This window comes from Pseudomonas sp. ICMP 561 (assembly GCF_002699985.1).
Taxonomy (GTDB): domain Bacteria; phylum Pseudomonadota; class Gammaproteobacteria; order Pseudomonadales; family Pseudomonadaceae; genus Aquipseudomonas; species Aquipseudomonas quasicaspiana.
Genome location: NZ_LKBT01000067.1, coordinates 149662 through 165348, shown reverse-complemented (window position 1 = coordinate 165348; position 15687 = coordinate 149662). Strand labels below are relative to the sequence as shown.

Sequence of the window (15687 nt, the reverse complement as noted above, 5' to 3'; positions counted from 1 at the left end):
ATGCCGTTTACTTTGCCTGCCTTGCCATACGCTTACGATGCCCTGGAGCCGCACATCGATGCGCAGACCATGGAGATTCACTACAGCAAGCACCACCAGACTTACATCAATAACCTGAACGCGGCGGTTGAAGGTACTGAGTGGGCTGAGTGGCCAATCGAGAAGCTGGTGGCATCTGTCGCTCAACTCCCGGAGAAGCTGCGCCCTGCGGTCATCAACCAGGGTGGGGGGCACGCCAACCATTCGTTGTTCTGGGATGTCATGACCCCAACCGGTGGCGGCTCGCCTGACGGTGCACTGGCAAAAGCGATTGATGAGCAACTGGGTGGCTTCGAGCAATTCAAGGATGCTTTCACCAAAGCAGCACTGACACGTTTCGGCAGTGGCTGGGCGTGGCTGAGCGTGACCCCGGAGAAAAAACTGGTGGTTGAGAGCAGCGGTAACCAGGACAGTCCGCTTATGAACGGCAACACGCCAATTCTGGGGCTGGACGTCTGGGAGCACGCGTATTACCTGCGTTACCAGAACCGTCGCCCGGAATACATCAACGCGTTTTATAACGTCGTCAACTGGGCTGAAGTCGCTCGTCGTTACCAGGCCGCTCTGGTCTGATCTCCCAATAATCAGATCCAGGGCAGTTTATGCGCACGGAAATACTCACCGTCAGCAGCGGGCGGTTGTTTCGCCTGGCACTGGGATCGGTTCTGCTGTTGGCAGGTATGGCGCTTCTGGTCGCTCATGCGCTTGAGTGGCTGAATCTTGAACCGCGCCTGATGCGGGCACTTGAGGGCGGAGCGATTTGTGCTCTGGGCACCGCGTTAGGTGCCGTTCCCGTGCTGGTCATCAGGGGCATGCCTGCATCGGTGTCCGATGGTTTGCTCGGCTTCGGTGCAGGAGTGATGTTGGCGGCGACCGCGTTCTCCCTGATCGTGCCTGGCCTTGCGGCAGCTGAAAGCCTCGGATTTTCCCCGTGGGGAGCTGGCGGGCTTGTCAGTCTTGGTATTTTTCTCGGGGCTGTCGGCTTGTTTGTGGTTGACCATACCGTCTCCAAAGGTTCGCCTCTGAGCGGTGGAGAACTTCCTGCCATTGCGCCGCGGATCTGGTTGTTCGTTATCGCGATCATTGCCCACAACATCCCTGAAGGCATGGCTATTGGTGTGTCCGCTGGCGGCGGTTTGCCCGATGCGGACAGTCTCGCTATGGGCATCGCGATACAGGATGTGCCCGAGGGACTGGTCATTGCGTTGGTGCTGGCGGGGGCCGGGATGTCGCGCTTCAAGGCATTTCTGATCGGCGCTGCCTCAGGTCTGGTTGAGCCGGTTTTCGCACTGCTGTGCGCCTGGCTCGTAGCAATCGCCGAGTTGCTGTTGCCGCTAGGACTAGCATTTGCTGCCGGTGCCATGTTGCTGGTGGTTACTCAAGAGATCATCCCCGAATCACGTCGCAATGGGCACGACAAGGTCGCCAGCCTTGGCCTGATCGCGGGGTTCTGCCTGATGATGGTGATGGACACAGCCCTGGCTTGAAGGGTGGGCGAGGCGGCGAAGTGACATTCGCCTCCTGCCTACGTCTAAAACCACTTATAATCCATGGTTTTTACCCTTCGACGCGAGAATGTCCGTGAGCTTACCTGCCTGCCCGAAATGCAATTCCGAATACACCTACGAAGACGGTACTCAACTGATCTGCCCGGAATGCGCGCATGAATGGTCTGCCGACGGCAGCAGCGAAGCGGCTGATGACGTCAAAGTCATCAAGGATTCGGTAGGCAATACCCTGCAAGACGGCGACACCGTCACCGTCATCAAGGACCTTAAAGTCAAAGGCTCTTCGCTGGTGGTGAAAGTTGGCACCAAGGTGAAGAACATCCGTCTGGTGGATGGCGATCACGATATCGATTGCAAGATCGACGGCATTGGTGCGATGAAGCTGAAGTCGGAGTTTGTGAAGAAGGGGTGAGGTTTTGAGTAAGCCCTGTTAATGATGAAGAGTCCGGACCCGAAAGGGGCCGGATTTTTTTTGAGGTACCGTATAGATATACGAACAATTCCTACATGAATTACGGAGGTTTCTGTTAGCGTTCGCTGATATATTCCGTTGAGGTTATATTTTCATCCCTTCATAGTTCTCCTATGAATTGGGAAATTGAATACACAGATGAGTTTGATGTTGGTGGGACGGTTTGGGGGAGGACGAGCAGGCCAGTGTTGAATCAAGCGTCAGGCTGCTGGGGCAATTCGGTCCCTCTCAGCACGCCGGTCGGCCTTACCGGGTTCTTTATGCCTTCGATCCCAGGCGTTGCGCTTTATTGCTGATTGGTGGGGAAAAAACCGGGCAGAACCGCTGGTACGATGAGCATGTGCCTTTAGCTGAGCGTCTTTACCGCGAGCACCTTGAAACATTGCGTACAGAGGGTCTTACAGATGGCTAAAAAATTCTCCGAACTGCAAGCACGTATGTCGCCGGAGTCCCGGGCCGCTGCTGATCGGTTGTATCAAGAGCACCTGGAGCAAATGCCGCTTCACGAATTGCGTCAAGCAAAAGCCTTGAGCCAAGCGACTCTAGCCAAGACGTTACACGTCAATCAGGCGGCTATTTCGAAAATGGAACGTCGTACGGATATGTACATCAGCACTTTGCGCAATTACATCCGTGCGATGGGCGGAGAGTTGGAGATTGTCGCTACTTTCCCGGATGGGCAGGTCAAGATCGAAAGTTTCGCGAGTTGAGGGCGTTAGTGTAAGAGGCTGTGGCGCGCCGAGCTCAACGACTATTCCCCCTCATCAAACTTGTTATTGATCAACTCAACCAGACCATCCAGCGCAGCCTGCTCTTGCTCGCCTTCGGTCGAAAGGTGAATATCCGTGCCTTTGCCAGCGGCGAGCATCATCACTGCCATGATGCTTTTGCCATCCACCATGCTTTCAGGTGAGCGACCCACGCGGATCTGGCAGGGGTACTTGCCGGCGACTCCGACGAATTTGGCGGCTGCGCGGGCGTGCAGGTCCAACTTGTTGATAATGGTGATTTGAAGAGCGGGCATCGCAGGGGAAGTCCTTTCAGCTTAAGTCGCGGTGGCGAACCTGAACGTTTTTGAGGGATTGTTGCAGGACCTGACCCAGGCGCTCGGTCAGGTACACCGAGCGGTGATGGCCGCCAGTGCAGCCAATGGCAATGGTTACATACGAGCGGTTGCTGGCAGCAAAGCGCGGCAGCCACTTGTTGAGATACGCGAAGATGTCCTGAAACATCTCTTCCACATCAGGCTGTGCAGCTAGATAGTCGATAACAGGCTGATCTTTTCCCGATTGTTCTCGCAGCTCTGGCTTCCAGTAAGGATTAGGTAGGCAGCGTACGTCGAATACCAGATCGGCATCCACGGGCATACCGCGCTTGAAACCGAAAGACTCGAGCAGGAACGCGGTACCCGGCTCTGGCTTGTTCAGCAGGCGAAGCTTGAGGGTGTCGCGCAACTGGTAGAGATTCAGGTGCGTGGTGTTGATCTTCAGGTCGGCAAGATCAATGATCGGTCCCAGCAATGTGGTCTCGTCCCGAATGGCCTCGGCCAGCGAGCGGTCAGCGTTGCTCAGAGGATGACGGCGACGGGTTTCCGAGAACCGCTTGAAGAGCGTTGATTCATCCGCATCCAGGTAAAGCACGTCGCACTGGATATTGCGTGAACGAACCTCTTCCAGCATCTGTGGGAAGCGGGTCAGGTGGCTGGGCAGGTTCCGTGCATCAATAGACACCGCCAGCAGTGGTTCGGCCAGCTCGGTGTTGATCAGCGCGCGCTCGGCAAGCTCGGGCAGCAGGCCCGCCGGGAGGTTATCAACGCAGTAAAAACCGCTGTCTTCCAGAACGTCCAGCGCGGTACTTTTGCCGGAGCCTGAGCGACCGCTCACAATGATCATGCGCATGATTAATGACCGTTTTGCTCGTCCAGTACGACCTGATAAAGGGCTTCATTGCTCGGGGCACTACGCAGGCGTTCACGCACTTCTTTGCGGTCGAGCATGCTGGCTATCTGGCGCAGCAATTCCAGGTGTGCATCGGTAGCCGCTTCCGGGACCAGCAGAACAAACAGCAGGTCAACGGGGGCGCCATCGATAGCGTCGAAATCTACAGGAGCGTTTAGGTGCAACAACGCGCTGATAGGGGATTCACACCCCTTCAAGCGACAATGCGGAATGGCTATGCCATTACCAAAGCCGGTAGAACCTAGCTTTTCACGGGCGATAAGACTCGAAAACACGTCGTCCGAATCCAGATCAGGCACTTCCTTGCCGATCAGGTTGGCAATTTGTTCGAGGACTTTTTTCTTGCTGCCGCCCGGCACGTTCACGAGTGAACGGCCGGGGGTCAGGATATTTTCTAGTCGGATCATGTTTTGGGGGTATCAGCGAGCCGTTGCACCCTGAAGGAGGCTTAGCTGCTTTTCCTTATGCTTGAGCAGTTGTCTATCCAGCTTGTCGGTCAAAAGGTCGATTGCCGCGTACATGTCATCATGTTCCGCATTGGCGACGACCTTTGAGCCGGGGATGTGCAGGGTGGCTTCGATTTTCTGCTTGAGCTTCTCGACCTCCATGATGACCTGCACATTAGTGATCTTGTCGAAGTGGCGCTCCAGTCGTCCGAGTTTTTCGGTGATGTAGTCGCGTAGGGCGTCGGTCACATCCAGTTGATGTCCACTGATGTTGACTTGCATACCGCTTTCTCCTTATTGCCAGTGCATAAAGAGGCAGGCTTTTGCCTGCCACTGGAACGCTGTGGCTAGCAACCGGGCTGTGTAGAACCGCTTTGGGCCAAAGCTCGCACGGTTGCTACTGTACCTCTCGTCACATCAGTCGCTTGCGTTCACTCGACGGCGCAATGCCAAGAGATTCGCGGTATTTGGCTACTGTGCGACGGGCTACTTGAATGCCTTGTGCCTCCAGTAAACCAGCGATCTTGCTGTCACTCAACGGCTTTTTCTGATTTTCCGCTGCAACCAGTTTTTTGATGATCGCGCGAATGGCTGTGGATGAACATTCACCGCCCTCGGAGGTACTTACATGGCTCGAGAAGAAATATTTCAACTCGTAAATACCACGCGGGGTATGCATGAATTTCTGGGTGGTTACACGAGAAATGGTCGACTCATGCATGCCGACGGCCTCTGCGATGTCATGCAGGACCAGTGGCTTCATCGCTTCATCGCCGTATTCAAGAAAGCCGCGCTGATGCTCGACGATCTGCGTCGCCACTTTCATCAGGGTTTCATTGCGGCTCTGCAGGCTTTTGATGAACCAGCGTGCTTCTTGCAGCTGATTGCGCATAAAGGTGTTATCGGCGCTGGTATCAGCGCGGCGGACAAAACCGGCGTACTGCGGATTTACACGCAGGCGGGGGACTGATTCCTGATTGAGCTCAACCAGCCAGCGTTCGTTGTCCTTGCGCACAATGACGTCCGGTACCACATACTCAGCTTCGGTGGATTCGATTTGCGAGCCGGGGCGAGGGTTAAGGCTTTGCACCAGCTCGATGACCTGGCGCAGTTCATCTTCCTTGAGCTTCATACGGCGCATGAGCTGCGAGTAGTCGCGGCTGCCCAGCAGGTCGATGTAGTCACTGACCAGCCGTTGCGCTTCGCTGAGCCAACGGGTCTTTGCCGGAAGCTGACGCAGTTGCAGCAGCAGGCATTCGCTCAGGTTGCGCGCGCCGATACCGGCTGGTTCAAACTGCTGGATGCGGTGCAGCACGGCTTCAATCTCGTCGAGCTCGATATCAAGCTCGGGATCAAAGGCGTCGAGGATTTCTTCCAGCGTCTCGTCCAGATAACCCTGATTGTTGATGCAGTCGATCAGCGTCACGGCGATCAGGCGATCGGTGTCGGACATCGGCGCCAGATTCAACTGCCAGAGCAAATGGCTTTGCAGGCTCTCACCGGCAGAAGTGCGAGTGGTGAAGTCCCATTCGTCATCGTCGTTGCTGGGCAGGCTGCTGGCGCTGGTTTGGTAGACGTCTTCCCACGCGGTGTCGACGGGCAGCTCGTTGGGGATGCGCTCGCTCCAGTCGCCCTCTTCAAGGTTGTCCACAGTAGGCGCCGGCTCCTGATAAGTCGGCTCCTGTACATCAGGATTGGGTTTCTGCTCGACGTTGTCAGCCAGTGGATCAGCGTTGTCGAAATCGTCGCCTTCTTCCTGGCGTTCCAGCATAGGGTTCGACTCCAGTGCCTCCTGGATCTCTTGTTGGAGGTCCAGTGTCGACAATTGGAGTAAGCGGATGGCCTGTTGCAGCTGCGGCGTCATCGTCAGCTGCTGGCCCATTCTCAAGACTAGCGATGGTTTCATGGCTGGGGCTTAACACCTTATTCGCCGGCGCACATGCGCCATCCACTACCGAGCGCCTGGGCGCGTACATAAGCAAATTATATGCCTGAAACTGAAGTGTTTGCCTAGGGGATGCTGGCATTTAATAACCATCAGCACCAACAACCAGGCATGCCCGCCTTTAAGGCCGGGCACCGCAGTTCTTTTTACAGGCGGAACTCGTGACCGAGGTAGACCTCTTTCACCAGCTGATTTGCGAGAATGGTTTCCGAGTCGCCTTCGGCAATTAGCTGCCCGTCATTGACGATGTAGGCTGTCTCGCAGATGTCCAGAGTTTCACGAACGTTGTGATCGGTGATCAGCACGCCGATGCCCTTGGCTTTCAGATGGTGGATGATCTGTTTGATATCGCCTACGGAAATCGGGTCCACACCTGCGAATGGTTCGTCGAGCAGGATGAATTTCGGTGAAGTAGCAAGTGCGCGTGCGATTTCTACGCGGCGGCGCTCACCACCAGACAGGCTCATGCCCATATTGTCGCGGATATGGGTGATGTGGAACTCCTGCAGCAGGCTTTCCAGCTCCTTGCGGCGTCCATCCCGGTCCAGTTCCTGACGGGTCTCGAGAATCGCCATGATGTTGTCGGCTACCGACAACTTGCGAAAGATCGAGGCTTCCTGTGGCAGGTAGCCAATACCAGCACGTGCACGGCCGTGCATGGGCTGGTGGCTTACATCCAGGTCGTCGATCAACACTCGCCCCTGATCCGCCTGAACCAGGCCGACAATCATGTAAAAGCAAGTGGTCTTGCCAGCGCCGTTAGGCCCCAGCAAGCCAACGATCTGGCCGCTTTCGATGGACAGGCTCACATCGCGAACGACCTGACGCCCCTTGTAGCTCTTAGCCAAATGCTGGGCTTTCAGCGTCGCCATTTACTGGGCCTTCTGCTGGTCGGTTTTCTTTTTCGGCTGGATAACCATGTCAATACGCGGGCGTGGCGTGGTCACCTTGCTGCCGCCATTGGCACGACCGGCACTGACGATCTGCTTGACCGTGTCATACACGATCTTCTCGCCTTCGGACGTGTTGCCATCATTGATGACCTTGGCCTTGTCGATCAGTACGATACGATCCTGCGCAGCGTAGTACTGGATGGTGATCGCGTAGGCTTGAACGATAGGCTTGTCTACAGACGGCTTCTGCTCGTAGTAGGCCAGGTTGCCGACCGATGTGAACACGTCGACTTCGCCTTGGGCATTACGTGTGATGGTCACTGTGTTGCCGGTGATCTTCATCGAGCCCTGGGTGATGATTACGTTGCCTTTGTAGGTGGCAACGCCTTTCTTGTCGTCGAGTTGTGCGTCGTCGGACTGAATGTGAATCGGCTGATCGCGATCAGTCGGCAGGGACCAGGCGCTCGCGCTTCCCAGTGCTGCACCCAGGCCAAGCAAAAAAGGAAGGGTTTTAACGAGCCTCATACTGTCCTCTTACATTAGATAGCAGGTCCATCCTGCCGTCGTTCAAATACGCTTTCATTCCCTTGGCCGTAGTCACACCGCCCGCGCCGTCGATTCTAACGGCTTGCTCGGTCTGCGCATATTGCTTCTGCGGGAATACGGTCATTCGACTGCTGGTGATTATGGTCGTACGTTTTTTCTCGTCGGTTCTTGCTATGCGAACCGAGTCAATCAGTTCGACTTGCTCACCACCTGGGGAAACCTCACCCGTTTTGCTCTGGATATGCCAGGGAAACAGGGTGCCACGGTACATCTGTAAGTCTGGCGTGGTCAGCATTGTCACATCGGTGGCCTTGATATGCTCGACCTTGTCGGCCGTCATTTCGTACTGCAACTTGCCATCCGGCAGATACTGCACGCTGTGAGCATTGATTGCGTAAAAGTCGATGGCGCTTTCGTCCACCGTAGCAGCCGGTTGCTCCATGAAGCTTTCCGGGCTGATGTTCCAATAGCCTGCGGCCGCCAGCAAAAATGCCAGCACACCGAGGATCAGAAACGTTCGAATTCGTTTGCTAAGCATAAATGGCTTCTGTCTATAAGTAGGCTGCGTGGGCGGCTTCAAGACTGCCTTGGGCGCTCATGATCAATTCACAGAACTCGCGCGCTGCGCCTTCGCCACCGCGTGCCTGGGTAATGCCATGGGCATGTTGCCGGACAAAAGTAGCGGCATTGGCCACCGCCATGCCTAGGCCGACACGCCGAATGACTGGCAAGTCTGGCAGATCATCACCCAGATAGGCGACCTGTTCGTAATTCAGACCGAGTTGGCCGAGTAGTTCGTCGAGAACCACCAGCTTGTCTTCACGGCCCTGGTAAAGATGTTCAATGCCGAGGTTCTTTGCCCGGCGTTCAACCACTGGTGTCTTGCGGCCGCTGATAATGGCCGTTGCCACGCCAGAGGCGATCAGCATTTTAATGCCTTGGCCGTCCAGCGTGTTGAAAGTCTTGAATTCGCTGCCGTCTTCAAGAAAGTACAGGCGACCGTCGGTCAGTACGCCGTCGACGTCGAAGATGGCCAGTTTGATATTTTTGCCGCGTCGCAGCAGATCGGTAGTCATTTGCACATCTCCATTACATGACGCCTGCGCGCAGCAGGTCCTGCAGGTTGAAAGCTCCGACCGGATGATCATTTTCGTCAACGACGATGAGTGAGCCGATCTTGTGATCTTCCATGATTTTCAATGCTTCAGCCGCGAGCATTTCAGGGCGGGCTGTCTTGCCGTGAACGGTCATCACGTCATCGATGGTTGCCAGGCGAATATCAATCGGACGATCCAGAGTGCGGCGCAGGTCGCCGTCAGTGAATATCCCGGCCAGTCGTCCATCGGCCTCGATAACTGCGGTCATGCCCAGTCCCTTGCGGGTCATTTCCATCAGCGCGTCGCGCAGCAGAGTGCCGCGCTGTACTTGTGGCAGTTGTTCGCCGCTGTGCATGACATGCTCAACCTTGAGCAGCAAGCGTCTGCCTAAAGCACCACCGGGATGCGAGAACGCGAAGTCTTCAGCCGTGAAACCGCGGGCTTCCAGCAGTGCTACTGCGAGAGCATCGCCCATGACCAGTGCTGCAGTTGTCGAAGAGGTAGGCGCCAGATTCAGTGGGCAGGCCTCATGCTCGACGCGAGCATTAAGGTTAACGTCGGCAGCTTCAGCCAGGGTTGACTCCGGATTTCCCGTCAGGCTGATCATCTTGATGCCGAGGCGTTTGATCAGGGGGAGCAAAGTGACGATTTCAGCCGTTGTTCCCGAGTTTGAGAGGGCAAGGATGATGTCACCGGAGGTGATCATGCCCATGTCGCCATGGCTGGCTTCAGCTGGGTGAACAAAAAATGAAGTGGTGCCGGTGCTCGCCAGAGTGGCGGCAATTTTTTTTCCGATGTGGCCTGATTTACCCATGCCCACCACGACAACGCGTCCTTTGCTCGCGAGAATCATCTCGCAGGCCTTGATGAAATCCGCGTCGATATGAGGTAACAACCCCTCCACGGCTTCGATTTCAAGGCGGATGGTGCGTTGTGCTGACTGGATCAGGTCGCTGGATTGGTTCATGTGAAAATCGGTTGGCCGGTTAAAAGGCGGCGATTATAGCGGTAATGCGCGATTCCCTCACGTCTGATCGTCAAGCTTTGCGTTTAATCGTTCCGTATGACGATAGGTCGAGCCCATTTGTAGGAAGTGTCGCAAATTGTGTATGGCGATATTGATTGATCGTCTTCGCGCTTTGGCGACGCCTTATTGCGGTGGTATAGTCCGCGGCTTGTTCTGCCCACCGAGACAGCATGTCTCCCGCCAGGGACTCGGCAGCTGAACGTGAGGCTGTATCGCAAGGAGTTTAGATGAGCGCCGATAACGCCTACGCGATCGAGCTGAAGGGCGTTTCCTTCAGGCGCGGTACGCGCAGCATTTTCGATAATGTTGATATTCGTATTCCCCGCGGAAAAGTCACCGGCATCATGGGACCTTCGGGCAGTGGCAAAACTACTTTGCTGCGTTTGATGGGCGCCCAGCTACGGCCTTCTGCGGGCGAAGTGTGGGTCAACGGTCAGAACCTTCCTGCCTTGTCGCGCAGCGATCTGTTCGATGCGCGCAAGCACATGGGTGTGTTGTTTCAGAGCGGCGCACTGTTTACTGACCTGGATGTGTTCGAGAACGTTGCCTTCCCGTTGCGGGTCCATACCGAGCTGCCGGAAGAAATGATCCGTGACATTGTCCTGCTCAAGTTGCAGGCAGTGGGGCTGCGCGGCGCCATCGAGTTGATGCCCGACGAGCTGTCAGGTGGCATGAAGCGTCGCGTGGCGCTGGCTCGTGCGATTGCCCTCGATCCTCAGATACTCATGTACGACGAGCCATTCGTGGGGCAAGACCCCATTGCGATGGGTGTACTTGTTCGTTTGATCAAGCTGCTCAATGATGCGCTCGGTATCACCAGTGTTGTGGTTTCCCATGATCTGGATGAAACGGCGAGTATTGCTGACTACCTCTACCTGGTTGGCGACGGTCAGGTGCTGGGGCAGGGGACACCCGAGGAACTGATGGGGTCGGACAACCCGCGCATTCGTCAATTCATGACCGGCAACCCGGATGGCCCGGTGCCGTTTCACTATCCTGCGCCGGATTACCGCGAAGATCTTTTGGGGAAGCGCTGATGCGCAAGAAGTCATTAATGGAGCGAGTTCGCCTTCTCGGGCGTGCCGCAATCGATATCCTGGCGGTGCTCGGGCGTTCGGCGATTTTTCTGGTTCATGCCTTGCTGGGCCGGAGCTCGATTGGTGGCAGCTTCCAGTTGCTGGTCAGGCAGCTCTATTCGGTCGGTGTCATGTCCCTGGCGATCATCGTCGTGTCGGGTATGTTCATCGGCATGGTGCTGTCGCTTCAGGGTTTCAGCATTCTGACCAAGTACGGTTCGGAGCAGGCAGTCGGGCAGATGGTTGCCCTGACGCTTTTGCGAGAGCTGGGTCCAGTGGTTACGGCTTTGCTGTTTGCTGGCCGTGCAGGTTCGGCATTGACCGCCGAGATCGGCAACATGAAGTCCACCGAGCAGTTGTCCAGTCTGGAAATGATCGGTGTTGACCCGCTCAAATACATTGTTGCGCCACGTCTGTGGGCCGGGTTCATTTCTCTGCCGCTGCTGGCCATGATCTTCAGCGTAGTGGGTATCTGGGGCGGTTCCTGGGTAGCGATCGACTGGTTGGGTGTCTATGAAGGCTCTTTCTGGTCAAACATGCAGAACAGCGTTTCTTTTGTTGATGATGTGATTAACGGCGTCATCAAGAGCGTCGTATTTGCGTTCGTTGTGACCTGGATTGCCGTTTTCCAGGGTTACGACTGCGAACCCACCTCAGAAGGGATCAGTCGTGCCACGACGAAAACAGTCGTGTATGCCTCCCTGGCCGTGCTGGGCCTGGACTTTATTCTGACCGCCTTGATGTTTGGAGATTTCTGATGCAAAACCGCACCATCGAAACAGGTGTAGGCCTGTTCCTGCTGGCCGGGATTCTGGCTTTGCTCCTGCTTGCCCTGCGCGTCAGCGGTCTTAGCTCCAGTGCCAGCACTGATACTTATAAACTTTATGCAAATTTCGACAATATTGCCGGTTTGACTGTCAGAGCCAAGGTGAGCATGGCTGGCGTCACAATTGGTAAGGTCACGGCGATCGATCTTGATCGCGACACCTTCACAGGTCGGGTGACCATGGAAGTCCAGAAGAAGGTGAATAACCTGCCTATCGACTCCACTGCATCGATTTTGACCGCTGGCTTGCTTGGTGAGAAATATGTGGGTATCAGCGTAGGTGGCGACGATGGGTTGCTTAAGGATGGCAGTACCATCCATGACACGCAGTCGTCGCTTGTGCTGGAAGACCTTATCGGAAAATTCCTGCTCAATACCGTGAGTAAAGACGCTAAATGAGGAGCTTTTACATGATCTCTATCGTGCGCCGTGGTCTGCTGGTGTTGCTGGCATTGTTACCAATGCTGGGGAATGCCGCCGCCACACCGTCCGCTCATGATCTGGTGGATCGCACCACCAAGGAATTGCTGAGTGATCTGGCAGCCAACAAAGAACAGTACAAAACCAATCCGGGCGCGTTTTACGACGCGCTGAACCGCATCGTCGGTCCGGTGGTAGATGCCGATGGCATTTCCAAAAGCATCATGACCGTGAAGTACTCGCGCAACGCTTCTCCAGAGCAGATTCAGCGCTTTCAGGAAAACTTCAAGCGCAGCCTGATGCAGTTCTATGGCAACGCACTGCTTGAATACAACAACCAGGGCATCACCGTTTCGCCTGAAAAACCTGAAGGCGCCGATCGCACCAGCGTTGAAATGCAGGTCAAGGGTACCAACGGCGCGATGTATCCTGTCTCCTACACACTCGTCAAGATTGGCGGCGAGTGGAAGGTACGTAACGTGATCATCAACGGGATTAACATCGGCAAGCTGTTCCGCGATCAATTCGCCGATGCAATGCAGCGTAATGGCAACAACCTCGACCAGACGATCAACAACTGGGCAGGTGAAGTTGCCAAGGCTAAAGAGAAAGCGCCTGAAGCTGCTCCGCAATGACCGAGTCAGCCGTCAAGCTCGTTGCGCCGGGTGAGCTACAGTTAACCGGTACGCTCGACTATTCGACCGGCCCGGCCTTGCGCAAGCAGGGGGCTGCACTGATCAAGTCGAGCGAGTTGTCGACCGTTGTTCTGGATTGCTCCGGTGTCGAGAAGTCCAGCAGCGTTGGTCTGGCCTTGCTGCTCGCATTCATGCGCGATGCGCGTGATGCCGGCAAGGACGTGAGCATTCGTTCGATGCCGGAAGACATGAGCAAGATCGCCCAGGTGTCCGAGTTGACTGAACTGCTTCACAATCATTGATTGTCCTTTATGAAAGCCCCTCGTCCGGGTCCTGCGTTGCGGGGTTCGCATTGAGTGGGCTTTTTTGTATGATGGCCGACCCGCGCGCGTAGGTCGCCAATCGAGGTTTTGCATGCACGCCGTAGAAGTTAAGAGCTTCCTTGAAGGGAAGCTGCCCGAGGTACAGGTCGAAGTTGAAGGCGAAGGCTGCAACTTCCAGCTGAACGTGATCAATGACGAGTTGGCTACGCTGAGCCCGGTCAAGCGTCAGCAGCAGATCTACACGCATTTGAACCCGTGGATTGCCGATGGCAGCATCCATGCGGTCACCATGAAATTTTTCAGCCGCGCTGCGTGGGCCGAGCGCACCTGAGCCACTTGGCGTCGAGACTCTAATGGATAAATTGATTATTACTGGTGGCGTTCGTCTTGATGGCGAAATCCGCATTTCCGGGGCGAAAAACTCTGCCCTGCCGATTCTTGCCGCGACCCTGTTGGCCGATGGCCCGGTAACCGTCCAGAACCTGCCGCACTTGCACGACATCACCACCATGATCGAACTGTTCGGTCGTATGGGTATCGAGCCGGTGATCGACGAAAAACTCAGTGTGGAAATCGATCCGCGCACGATCAAGACGCTGATTGCCCCGTACGAGCTGGTGAAGACCATGCGCGCCTCGATTCTGGTGCTCGGCCCTATGGTCGCCCGTTTCGGCGAAGCTGAAGTCGCGTTGCCAGGCGGTTGTGCCATCGGCTCGCGTCCAGTGGATCTGCACATTCGTGGCCTCGAAGCCATGGGCGCTATCATTGACGTCGAGGGCGGCTACATCAAGGCCAAGGCCCCTGAGGGCGGCCTGCGCGGTGCCAACTTCTTCTTCGATACCGTCAGTGTGACCGGTACCGAAAACATCATGATGGCCGCGAGCCTGGCCAACGGCCGCAGCGTTCTGCAGAACGCCGCCCGTGAGCCTGAAGTCGTTGACCTGGCAAACTTCCTGATTGCCATGGGCGCGAAAATTCAAGGCGCTGGTACTGACACCATCACTATTGATGGCGTGAAGCGTCTGCACTCGGCGACTTACAAAGTCATGCCAGACCGCATCGAGACCGGCACTTATCTGGTCGCTGCTGCCGCTACCGGTGGCCGCGTCAAGGTCAAGGATACCGATCCGACCATCCTCGAAGCAGTGTTGCTCAAGCTTCAGGAAGCGGGCGCCGAAGTCACCAGCGGCGTCGACTGGATCGAGCTGAACATGCACGGCAAGCGTCCTAAAGCCGTCAATGTGCGTACAGCTCCGTATCCTGCGTTTCCGACTGACATGCAAGCGCAGTTCATCTCGCTCAACGCCATTGCTGAAGGCACGGGTGCGGTAATCGAGACCATCTTCGAAAACCGTTTCATGCACGTGTACGAAATGCACCGCATGGGCGCGCAGATTCAGGTCGAAGGCAACACGGCCATCGTGACCGGTACCGAAGTGCTCAAAGGCGCGCCAGTCATGGCTACCGATCTTCGTGCATCGGCCAGCCTGGTTATCTCTGCACTGGTTGCCCAGGGCGATACGCTGATCGACCGCATCTACCACATAGACCGCGGTTACGAGTGCATCGAAGAGAAACTGCAGATGCTGGGCGCGAAGATTCGTCGCGTTCCGGGCTAGCAGTCATATAACTGGCGTCTGGGGCCATTTGTGGCCTCGGACGTTGGTCTTGCACGTTTCGCGGCGTGTGAATTCTGATTTGTTTCACCTCATGCCCGTTTTTATGCGGCATGAGGATTTGCCCGGCGTCGATTGCGTCCGGGCAAAAGCTTCCTGATAAGGACTGACGTTTCCCATGTTGACCATCGCATTGTCCAAGGGCCGCATTCTTGATGACACCCTGCCGCTTCTTGCTGAAGCAGGCATTGTGCCGACCGAGAATCCGGACAAGAGCCGCAAGCTGATCATCCCCACGACCCAGGCCGATGTGCGCCTGTTGATCGTGCGTGCTACCGATGTGCCGACCTACGTCGAGCATGGCGCTGCTGATCTTGGCGTTGCCGGTAAAGATGTGCTGATGGAATACACCGGCCAAGGCCTGTATGAGCCATTGGACCTGCAGATTGCCAAGTGCCGTTTGATGACAGCAGGCGCCATCGGTGCTCCTGAGCCCAAAGGCCGTCTGCGCGTGGCAACCAAGTTCGTCAACGTTGCCAAGCGCTATTACGCCGAGCAAGGTCGTCAGGTCGACATCATCAAGCTGTACGGCTCCATGGAGCTGGCACCGCTGATTGGTCTGGCTGACAAGATCATCGACGTTGTTGACACTGGCAACACGCTGCGGGCCAATGGCCTGGAGCCTCAGGAGTTGATCGCGACGATCAGTTCCCGTCTGGTGGTCAACAAGGCTTCCATGAAAATGCAGCACGCCCGTATTCAGTCGCTTATCGATACCCTGCGCAATGCAGTGGAATCGCGACACCGCGGCTGACTTACTCGCGCAACCTTGAGTTGCGCCCGTCTATCCGCCTCATAGC

The 15687-nt window shown here is 55.9% G+C and carries 22 protein-coding genes and 1 pseudogene; 13 read left to right on the top strand and 10 right to left on the bottom strand.

Annotation, left to right across the window (positions count from 1 at the left end):
- The 5 genes and pseudogenes from AO242_RS26250 (at position 1) to AO242_RS26230 (ending at position 2729) form a co-directional block, all read left to right on the top strand.
- Entirely contained in the window at positions 1-612 is a 612-nt protein-coding gene (locus AO242_RS26250; protein WP_027897850.1) for a superoxide dismutase, read from the top strand.
- Between the two features lie 29 nt (positions 613-641).
- Positions 642-1526, top strand: coding sequence for a ZIP family metal transporter (locus AO242_RS26245; RefSeq protein ID WP_099270966.1), 885 nt, complete (start codon positions 642-644; stop codon positions 1524-1526).
- 88 nt (positions 1527-1614) lie between these two features.
- Positions 1615-1959 (top strand): zinc ribbon domain-containing protein YjdM, encoded by a 345-nt coding sequence (locus AO242_RS26240; protein WP_027897848.1) that lies wholly within the window; start codon positions 1615-1617, stop codon positions 1957-1959.
- A 173-nt stretch (positions 1960-2132) separates the two neighbouring features.
- Positions 2133-2431: pseudogene (locus tag AO242_RS26235) on the top strand (type II toxin-antitoxin system RelE/ParE family toxin).
- Positions 2424-2729: an XRE family transcriptional regulator gene (locus AO242_RS26230; RefSeq protein WP_099270965.1), complete on the top strand. Its 306-nt coding sequence runs from the start codon at positions 2424-2426 to the stop codon at positions 2727-2729. Before AO242_RS26235 ends, AO242_RS26230 begins: the two are co-directional and overlap by 8 nt.
- Positions 2730-2770: 41 nt before the next feature.
- Here AO242_RS26230 and AO242_RS26225 read toward each other — a convergent pair whose 3' ends face one another.
- From AO242_RS26225 to AO242_RS26180, 10 genes are all read right to left on the bottom strand, one after another.
- On the bottom strand, positions 2771-3043 hold the full coding sequence (locus tag AO242_RS26225) for an HPr family phosphocarrier protein (protein WP_099270964.1): 273 nt from the start codon (positions 3041-3043) through the stop codon (positions 2771-2773).
- A 16-nt stretch (positions 3044-3059) separates the two neighbouring features.
- Positions 3060-3917: an RNase adapter RapZ gene (gene rapZ, locus AO242_RS26220; RefSeq protein WP_027897844.1), complete on the bottom strand. Its 858-nt coding sequence runs from the start codon at positions 3915-3917 to the stop codon at positions 3060-3062.
- A gap of 2 nt (positions 3918-3919) precedes the next feature.
- Complete coding sequence (ptsN, locus tag AO242_RS26215) at positions 3920-4384, bottom strand: PTS IIA-like nitrogen regulatory protein PtsN (RefSeq protein ID WP_027897843.1); 465 nt, start codon at positions 4382-4384, stop codon at positions 3920-3922.
- 12 nt (positions 4385-4396) lie between these two features.
- Positions 4397-4705: a ribosome hibernation-promoting factor, HPF/YfiA family gene (gene hpf, locus AO242_RS26210; RefSeq protein ID WP_027897842.1), complete on the bottom strand. Its 309-nt coding sequence runs from the start codon at positions 4703-4705 to the stop codon at positions 4397-4399.
- 130 nt (positions 4706-4835) lie between these two features.
- Entirely contained in the window at positions 4836-6329 is a 1494-nt protein-coding gene (locus tag AO242_RS26205) for an RNA polymerase factor sigma-54 (RefSeq protein ID WP_099270963.1), read from the bottom strand.
- A 185-nt stretch (positions 6330-6514) separates the two neighbouring features.
- Positions 6515-7240 (bottom strand): LPS export ABC transporter ATP-binding protein, encoded by a 726-nt coding sequence (gene lptB / locus AO242_RS26200; protein WP_027897840.1) that lies wholly within the window; start codon positions 7238-7240, stop codon positions 6515-6517.
- Positions 7241-7786 carry a lipopolysaccharide transport periplasmic protein LptA gene (gene lptA / locus AO242_RS26195; RefSeq protein ID WP_027897839.1) on the bottom strand — a complete coding sequence of 182 codons (546 nt, stop codon included), beginning with the start codon at positions 7784-7786 and terminating at the stop codon, positions 7241-7243. It lies immediately after the preceding gene.
- A complete protein-coding gene (gene lptC, locus AO242_RS26190) occupies positions 7773-8345 on the bottom strand; it encodes an LPS export ABC transporter periplasmic protein LptC (RefSeq protein WP_027897838.1) in 573 nt (190 codons plus the stop codon). Before lptC ends, lptA begins: the two co-directional genes overlap by 14 nt.
- A 13-nt stretch (positions 8346-8358) precedes the next feature.
- A complete protein-coding gene (locus tag AO242_RS26185) occupies positions 8359-8883 on the bottom strand; it encodes a KdsC family phosphatase (RefSeq protein WP_099270962.1) in 525 nt (174 codons plus the stop codon).
- A 13-nt stretch (positions 8884-8896) separates the two neighbouring features.
- The gene (locus AO242_RS26180; RefSeq protein WP_099270961.1) at positions 8897-9871 is read right to left on the bottom strand and encodes a KpsF/GutQ family sugar-phosphate isomerase; all 975 of its coding nucleotides are present in this window, start codon (positions 9869-9871) and stop codon (positions 8897-8899) included.
- A 287-nt stretch (positions 9872-10158) separates the two neighbouring features.
- Here AO242_RS26180 and AO242_RS26175 point away from each other — a divergent pair, with 287 nt between their 5' ends.
- The 8 genes from AO242_RS26175 (at position 10159) to hisG (ending at position 15641) form a co-directional block, all read left to right on the top strand.
- The gene (locus AO242_RS26175) at positions 10159-10968 is read left to right on the top strand and encodes an ATP-binding cassette domain-containing protein (RefSeq protein ID WP_027897835.1); all 810 of its coding nucleotides are present in this window, start codon (positions 10159-10161) and stop codon (positions 10966-10968) included.
- The gene (mlaE, locus tag AO242_RS26170) at positions 10968-11765 is read left to right on the top strand and encodes a lipid asymmetry maintenance ABC transporter permease subunit MlaE (protein ID WP_027897834.1); all 798 of its coding nucleotides are present in this window, start codon (positions 10968-10970) and stop codon (positions 11763-11765) included. Before AO242_RS26175 ends, mlaE begins: the two co-directional genes overlap by 1 nt.
- Positions 11765-12232 carry an outer membrane lipid asymmetry maintenance protein MlaD gene (gene mlaD, locus AO242_RS26165; protein ID WP_099270960.1) on the top strand — a complete coding sequence of 156 codons (468 nt, stop codon included), beginning with the start codon at positions 11765-11767 and terminating at the stop codon, positions 12230-12232. Before mlaE ends, mlaD begins: the two co-directional genes overlap by 1 nt.
- Positions 12233-12243: 11 nt before the next feature.
- The gene (locus AO242_RS26160) at positions 12244-12888 is read left to right on the top strand and encodes an MlaC/ttg2D family ABC transporter substrate-binding protein (protein WP_099270959.1); all 645 of its coding nucleotides are present in this window, start codon (positions 12244-12246) and stop codon (positions 12886-12888) included.
- The gene (locus AO242_RS26155; protein WP_099270958.1) at positions 12885-13190 is read left to right on the top strand and encodes an STAS domain-containing protein; all 306 of its coding nucleotides are present in this window, start codon (positions 12885-12887) and stop codon (positions 13188-13190) included. The genes AO242_RS26160 and AO242_RS26155 overlap by 4 nt, the downstream gene beginning before the upstream one ends.
- Before the next feature lie 112 nt (positions 13191-13302).
- Positions 13303-13542, top strand: coding sequence for a BolA family protein (locus AO242_RS26150; protein WP_027897830.1), 240 nt, complete (start codon positions 13303-13305; stop codon positions 13540-13542).
- Between the two features lie 22 nt (positions 13543-13564).
- Complete coding sequence (gene murA, locus AO242_RS26145; RefSeq protein WP_027897829.1) at positions 13565-14830, top strand: UDP-N-acetylglucosamine 1-carboxyvinyltransferase; 1266 nt, start codon at positions 13565-13567, stop codon at positions 14828-14830.
- Between the two features lie 175 nt (positions 14831-15005).
- The gene (gene hisG, locus AO242_RS26140) at positions 15006-15641 is read left to right on the top strand and encodes an ATP phosphoribosyltransferase (protein WP_027897828.1); all 636 of its coding nucleotides are present in this window, start codon (positions 15006-15008) and stop codon (positions 15639-15641) included.
- Positions 15642-15687 lie beyond the last annotated feature (46 nt).

What these genes read in the sequence shown, in the direction of transcription:
- AO242_RS26250 (WP_027897850.1), top strand. Translation starts at nt 1, where the DNA reads ATGCCGTTTACTTTGCCTGCCTTGCCATACGCTTACGATGCCCTGGAG.
- AO242_RS26245 (WP_099270966.1), top strand. Translation starts at nt 642, where the DNA reads ATGCGCACGGAAATACTCACCGTCAGCAGCGGGCGGTTGTTTCGCCTG.
- AO242_RS26240 (WP_027897848.1), top strand. Translation starts at nt 1,615, where the DNA reads ATGTCCGTGAGCTTACCTGCCTGCCCGAAATGCAATTCCGAATACACC.
- AO242_RS26230 (WP_099270965.1), top strand. Translation starts at nt 2,424, where the DNA reads ATGGCTAAAAAATTCTCCGAACTGCAAGCACGTATGTCGCCGGAGTCC.
- AO242_RS26225 (WP_099270964.1), bottom strand. Translation starts at nt 3,043, where the DNA reads ATGCCCGCTCTTCAAATCACCATTATCAACAAGTTGGACCTGCACGCC.
- rapZ (WP_027897844.1), bottom strand. Translation starts at nt 3,917, where the DNA reads ATGCGCATGATCATTGTGAGCGGTCGCTCAGGCTCCGGCAAAAGTACC.
- ptsN (WP_027897843.1), bottom strand. Translation starts at nt 4,384, where the DNA reads ATGATCCGACTAGAAAATATCCTGACCCCCGGCCGTTCACTCGTGAAC.
- hpf (WP_027897842.1), bottom strand. Translation starts at nt 4,705, where the DNA reads ATGCAAGTCAACATCAGTGGACATCAACTGGATGTGACCGACGCCCTA.
- AO242_RS26205 (WP_099270963.1), bottom strand. Translation starts at nt 6,329, where the DNA reads ATGAAACCATCGCTAGTCTTGAGAATGGGCCAGCAGCTGACGATGACG.
- lptB (WP_027897840.1), bottom strand. Translation starts at nt 7,240, where the DNA reads ATGGCGACGCTGAAAGCCCAGCATTTGGCTAAGAGCTACAAGGGGCGT.
- lptA (WP_027897839.1), bottom strand. Translation starts at nt 7,786, where the DNA reads ATGAGGCTCGTTAAAACCCTTCCTTTTTTGCTTGGCCTGGGTGCAGCA.
- lptC (WP_027897838.1), bottom strand. Translation starts at nt 8,345, where the DNA reads ATGCTTAGCAAACGAATTCGAACGTTTCTGATCCTCGGTGTGCTGGCA.
- AO242_RS26185 (WP_099270962.1), bottom strand. Translation starts at nt 8,883, where the DNA reads ATGACTACCGATCTGCTGCGACGCGGCAAAAATATCAAACTGGCCATC.
- AO242_RS26180 (WP_099270961.1), bottom strand. Translation starts at nt 9,871, where the DNA reads ATGAACCAATCCAGCGACCTGATCCAGTCAGCACAACGCACCATCCGC.
- AO242_RS26175 (WP_027897835.1), top strand. Translation starts at nt 10,159, where the DNA reads ATGAGCGCCGATAACGCCTACGCGATCGAGCTGAAGGGCGTTTCCTTC.
- mlaE (WP_027897834.1), top strand. Translation starts at nt 10,968, where the DNA reads ATGCGCAAGAAGTCATTAATGGAGCGAGTTCGCCTTCTCGGGCGTGCC.
- mlaD (WP_099270960.1), top strand. Translation starts at nt 11,765, where the DNA reads ATGCAAAACCGCACCATCGAAACAGGTGTAGGCCTGTTCCTGCTGGCC.
- AO242_RS26160 (WP_099270959.1), top strand. Translation starts at nt 12,244, where the DNA reads ATGATCTCTATCGTGCGCCGTGGTCTGCTGGTGTTGCTGGCATTGTTA.
- AO242_RS26155 (WP_099270958.1), top strand. Translation starts at nt 12,885, where the DNA reads ATGACCGAGTCAGCCGTCAAGCTCGTTGCGCCGGGTGAGCTACAGTTA.
- AO242_RS26150 (WP_027897830.1), top strand. Translation starts at nt 13,303, where the DNA reads ATGCACGCCGTAGAAGTTAAGAGCTTCCTTGAAGGGAAGCTGCCCGAG.
- murA (WP_027897829.1), top strand. Translation starts at nt 13,565, where the DNA reads ATGGATAAATTGATTATTACTGGTGGCGTTCGTCTTGATGGCGAAATC.
- hisG (WP_027897828.1), top strand. Translation starts at nt 15,006, where the DNA reads ATGTTGACCATCGCATTGTCCAAGGGCCGCATTCTTGATGACACCCTG.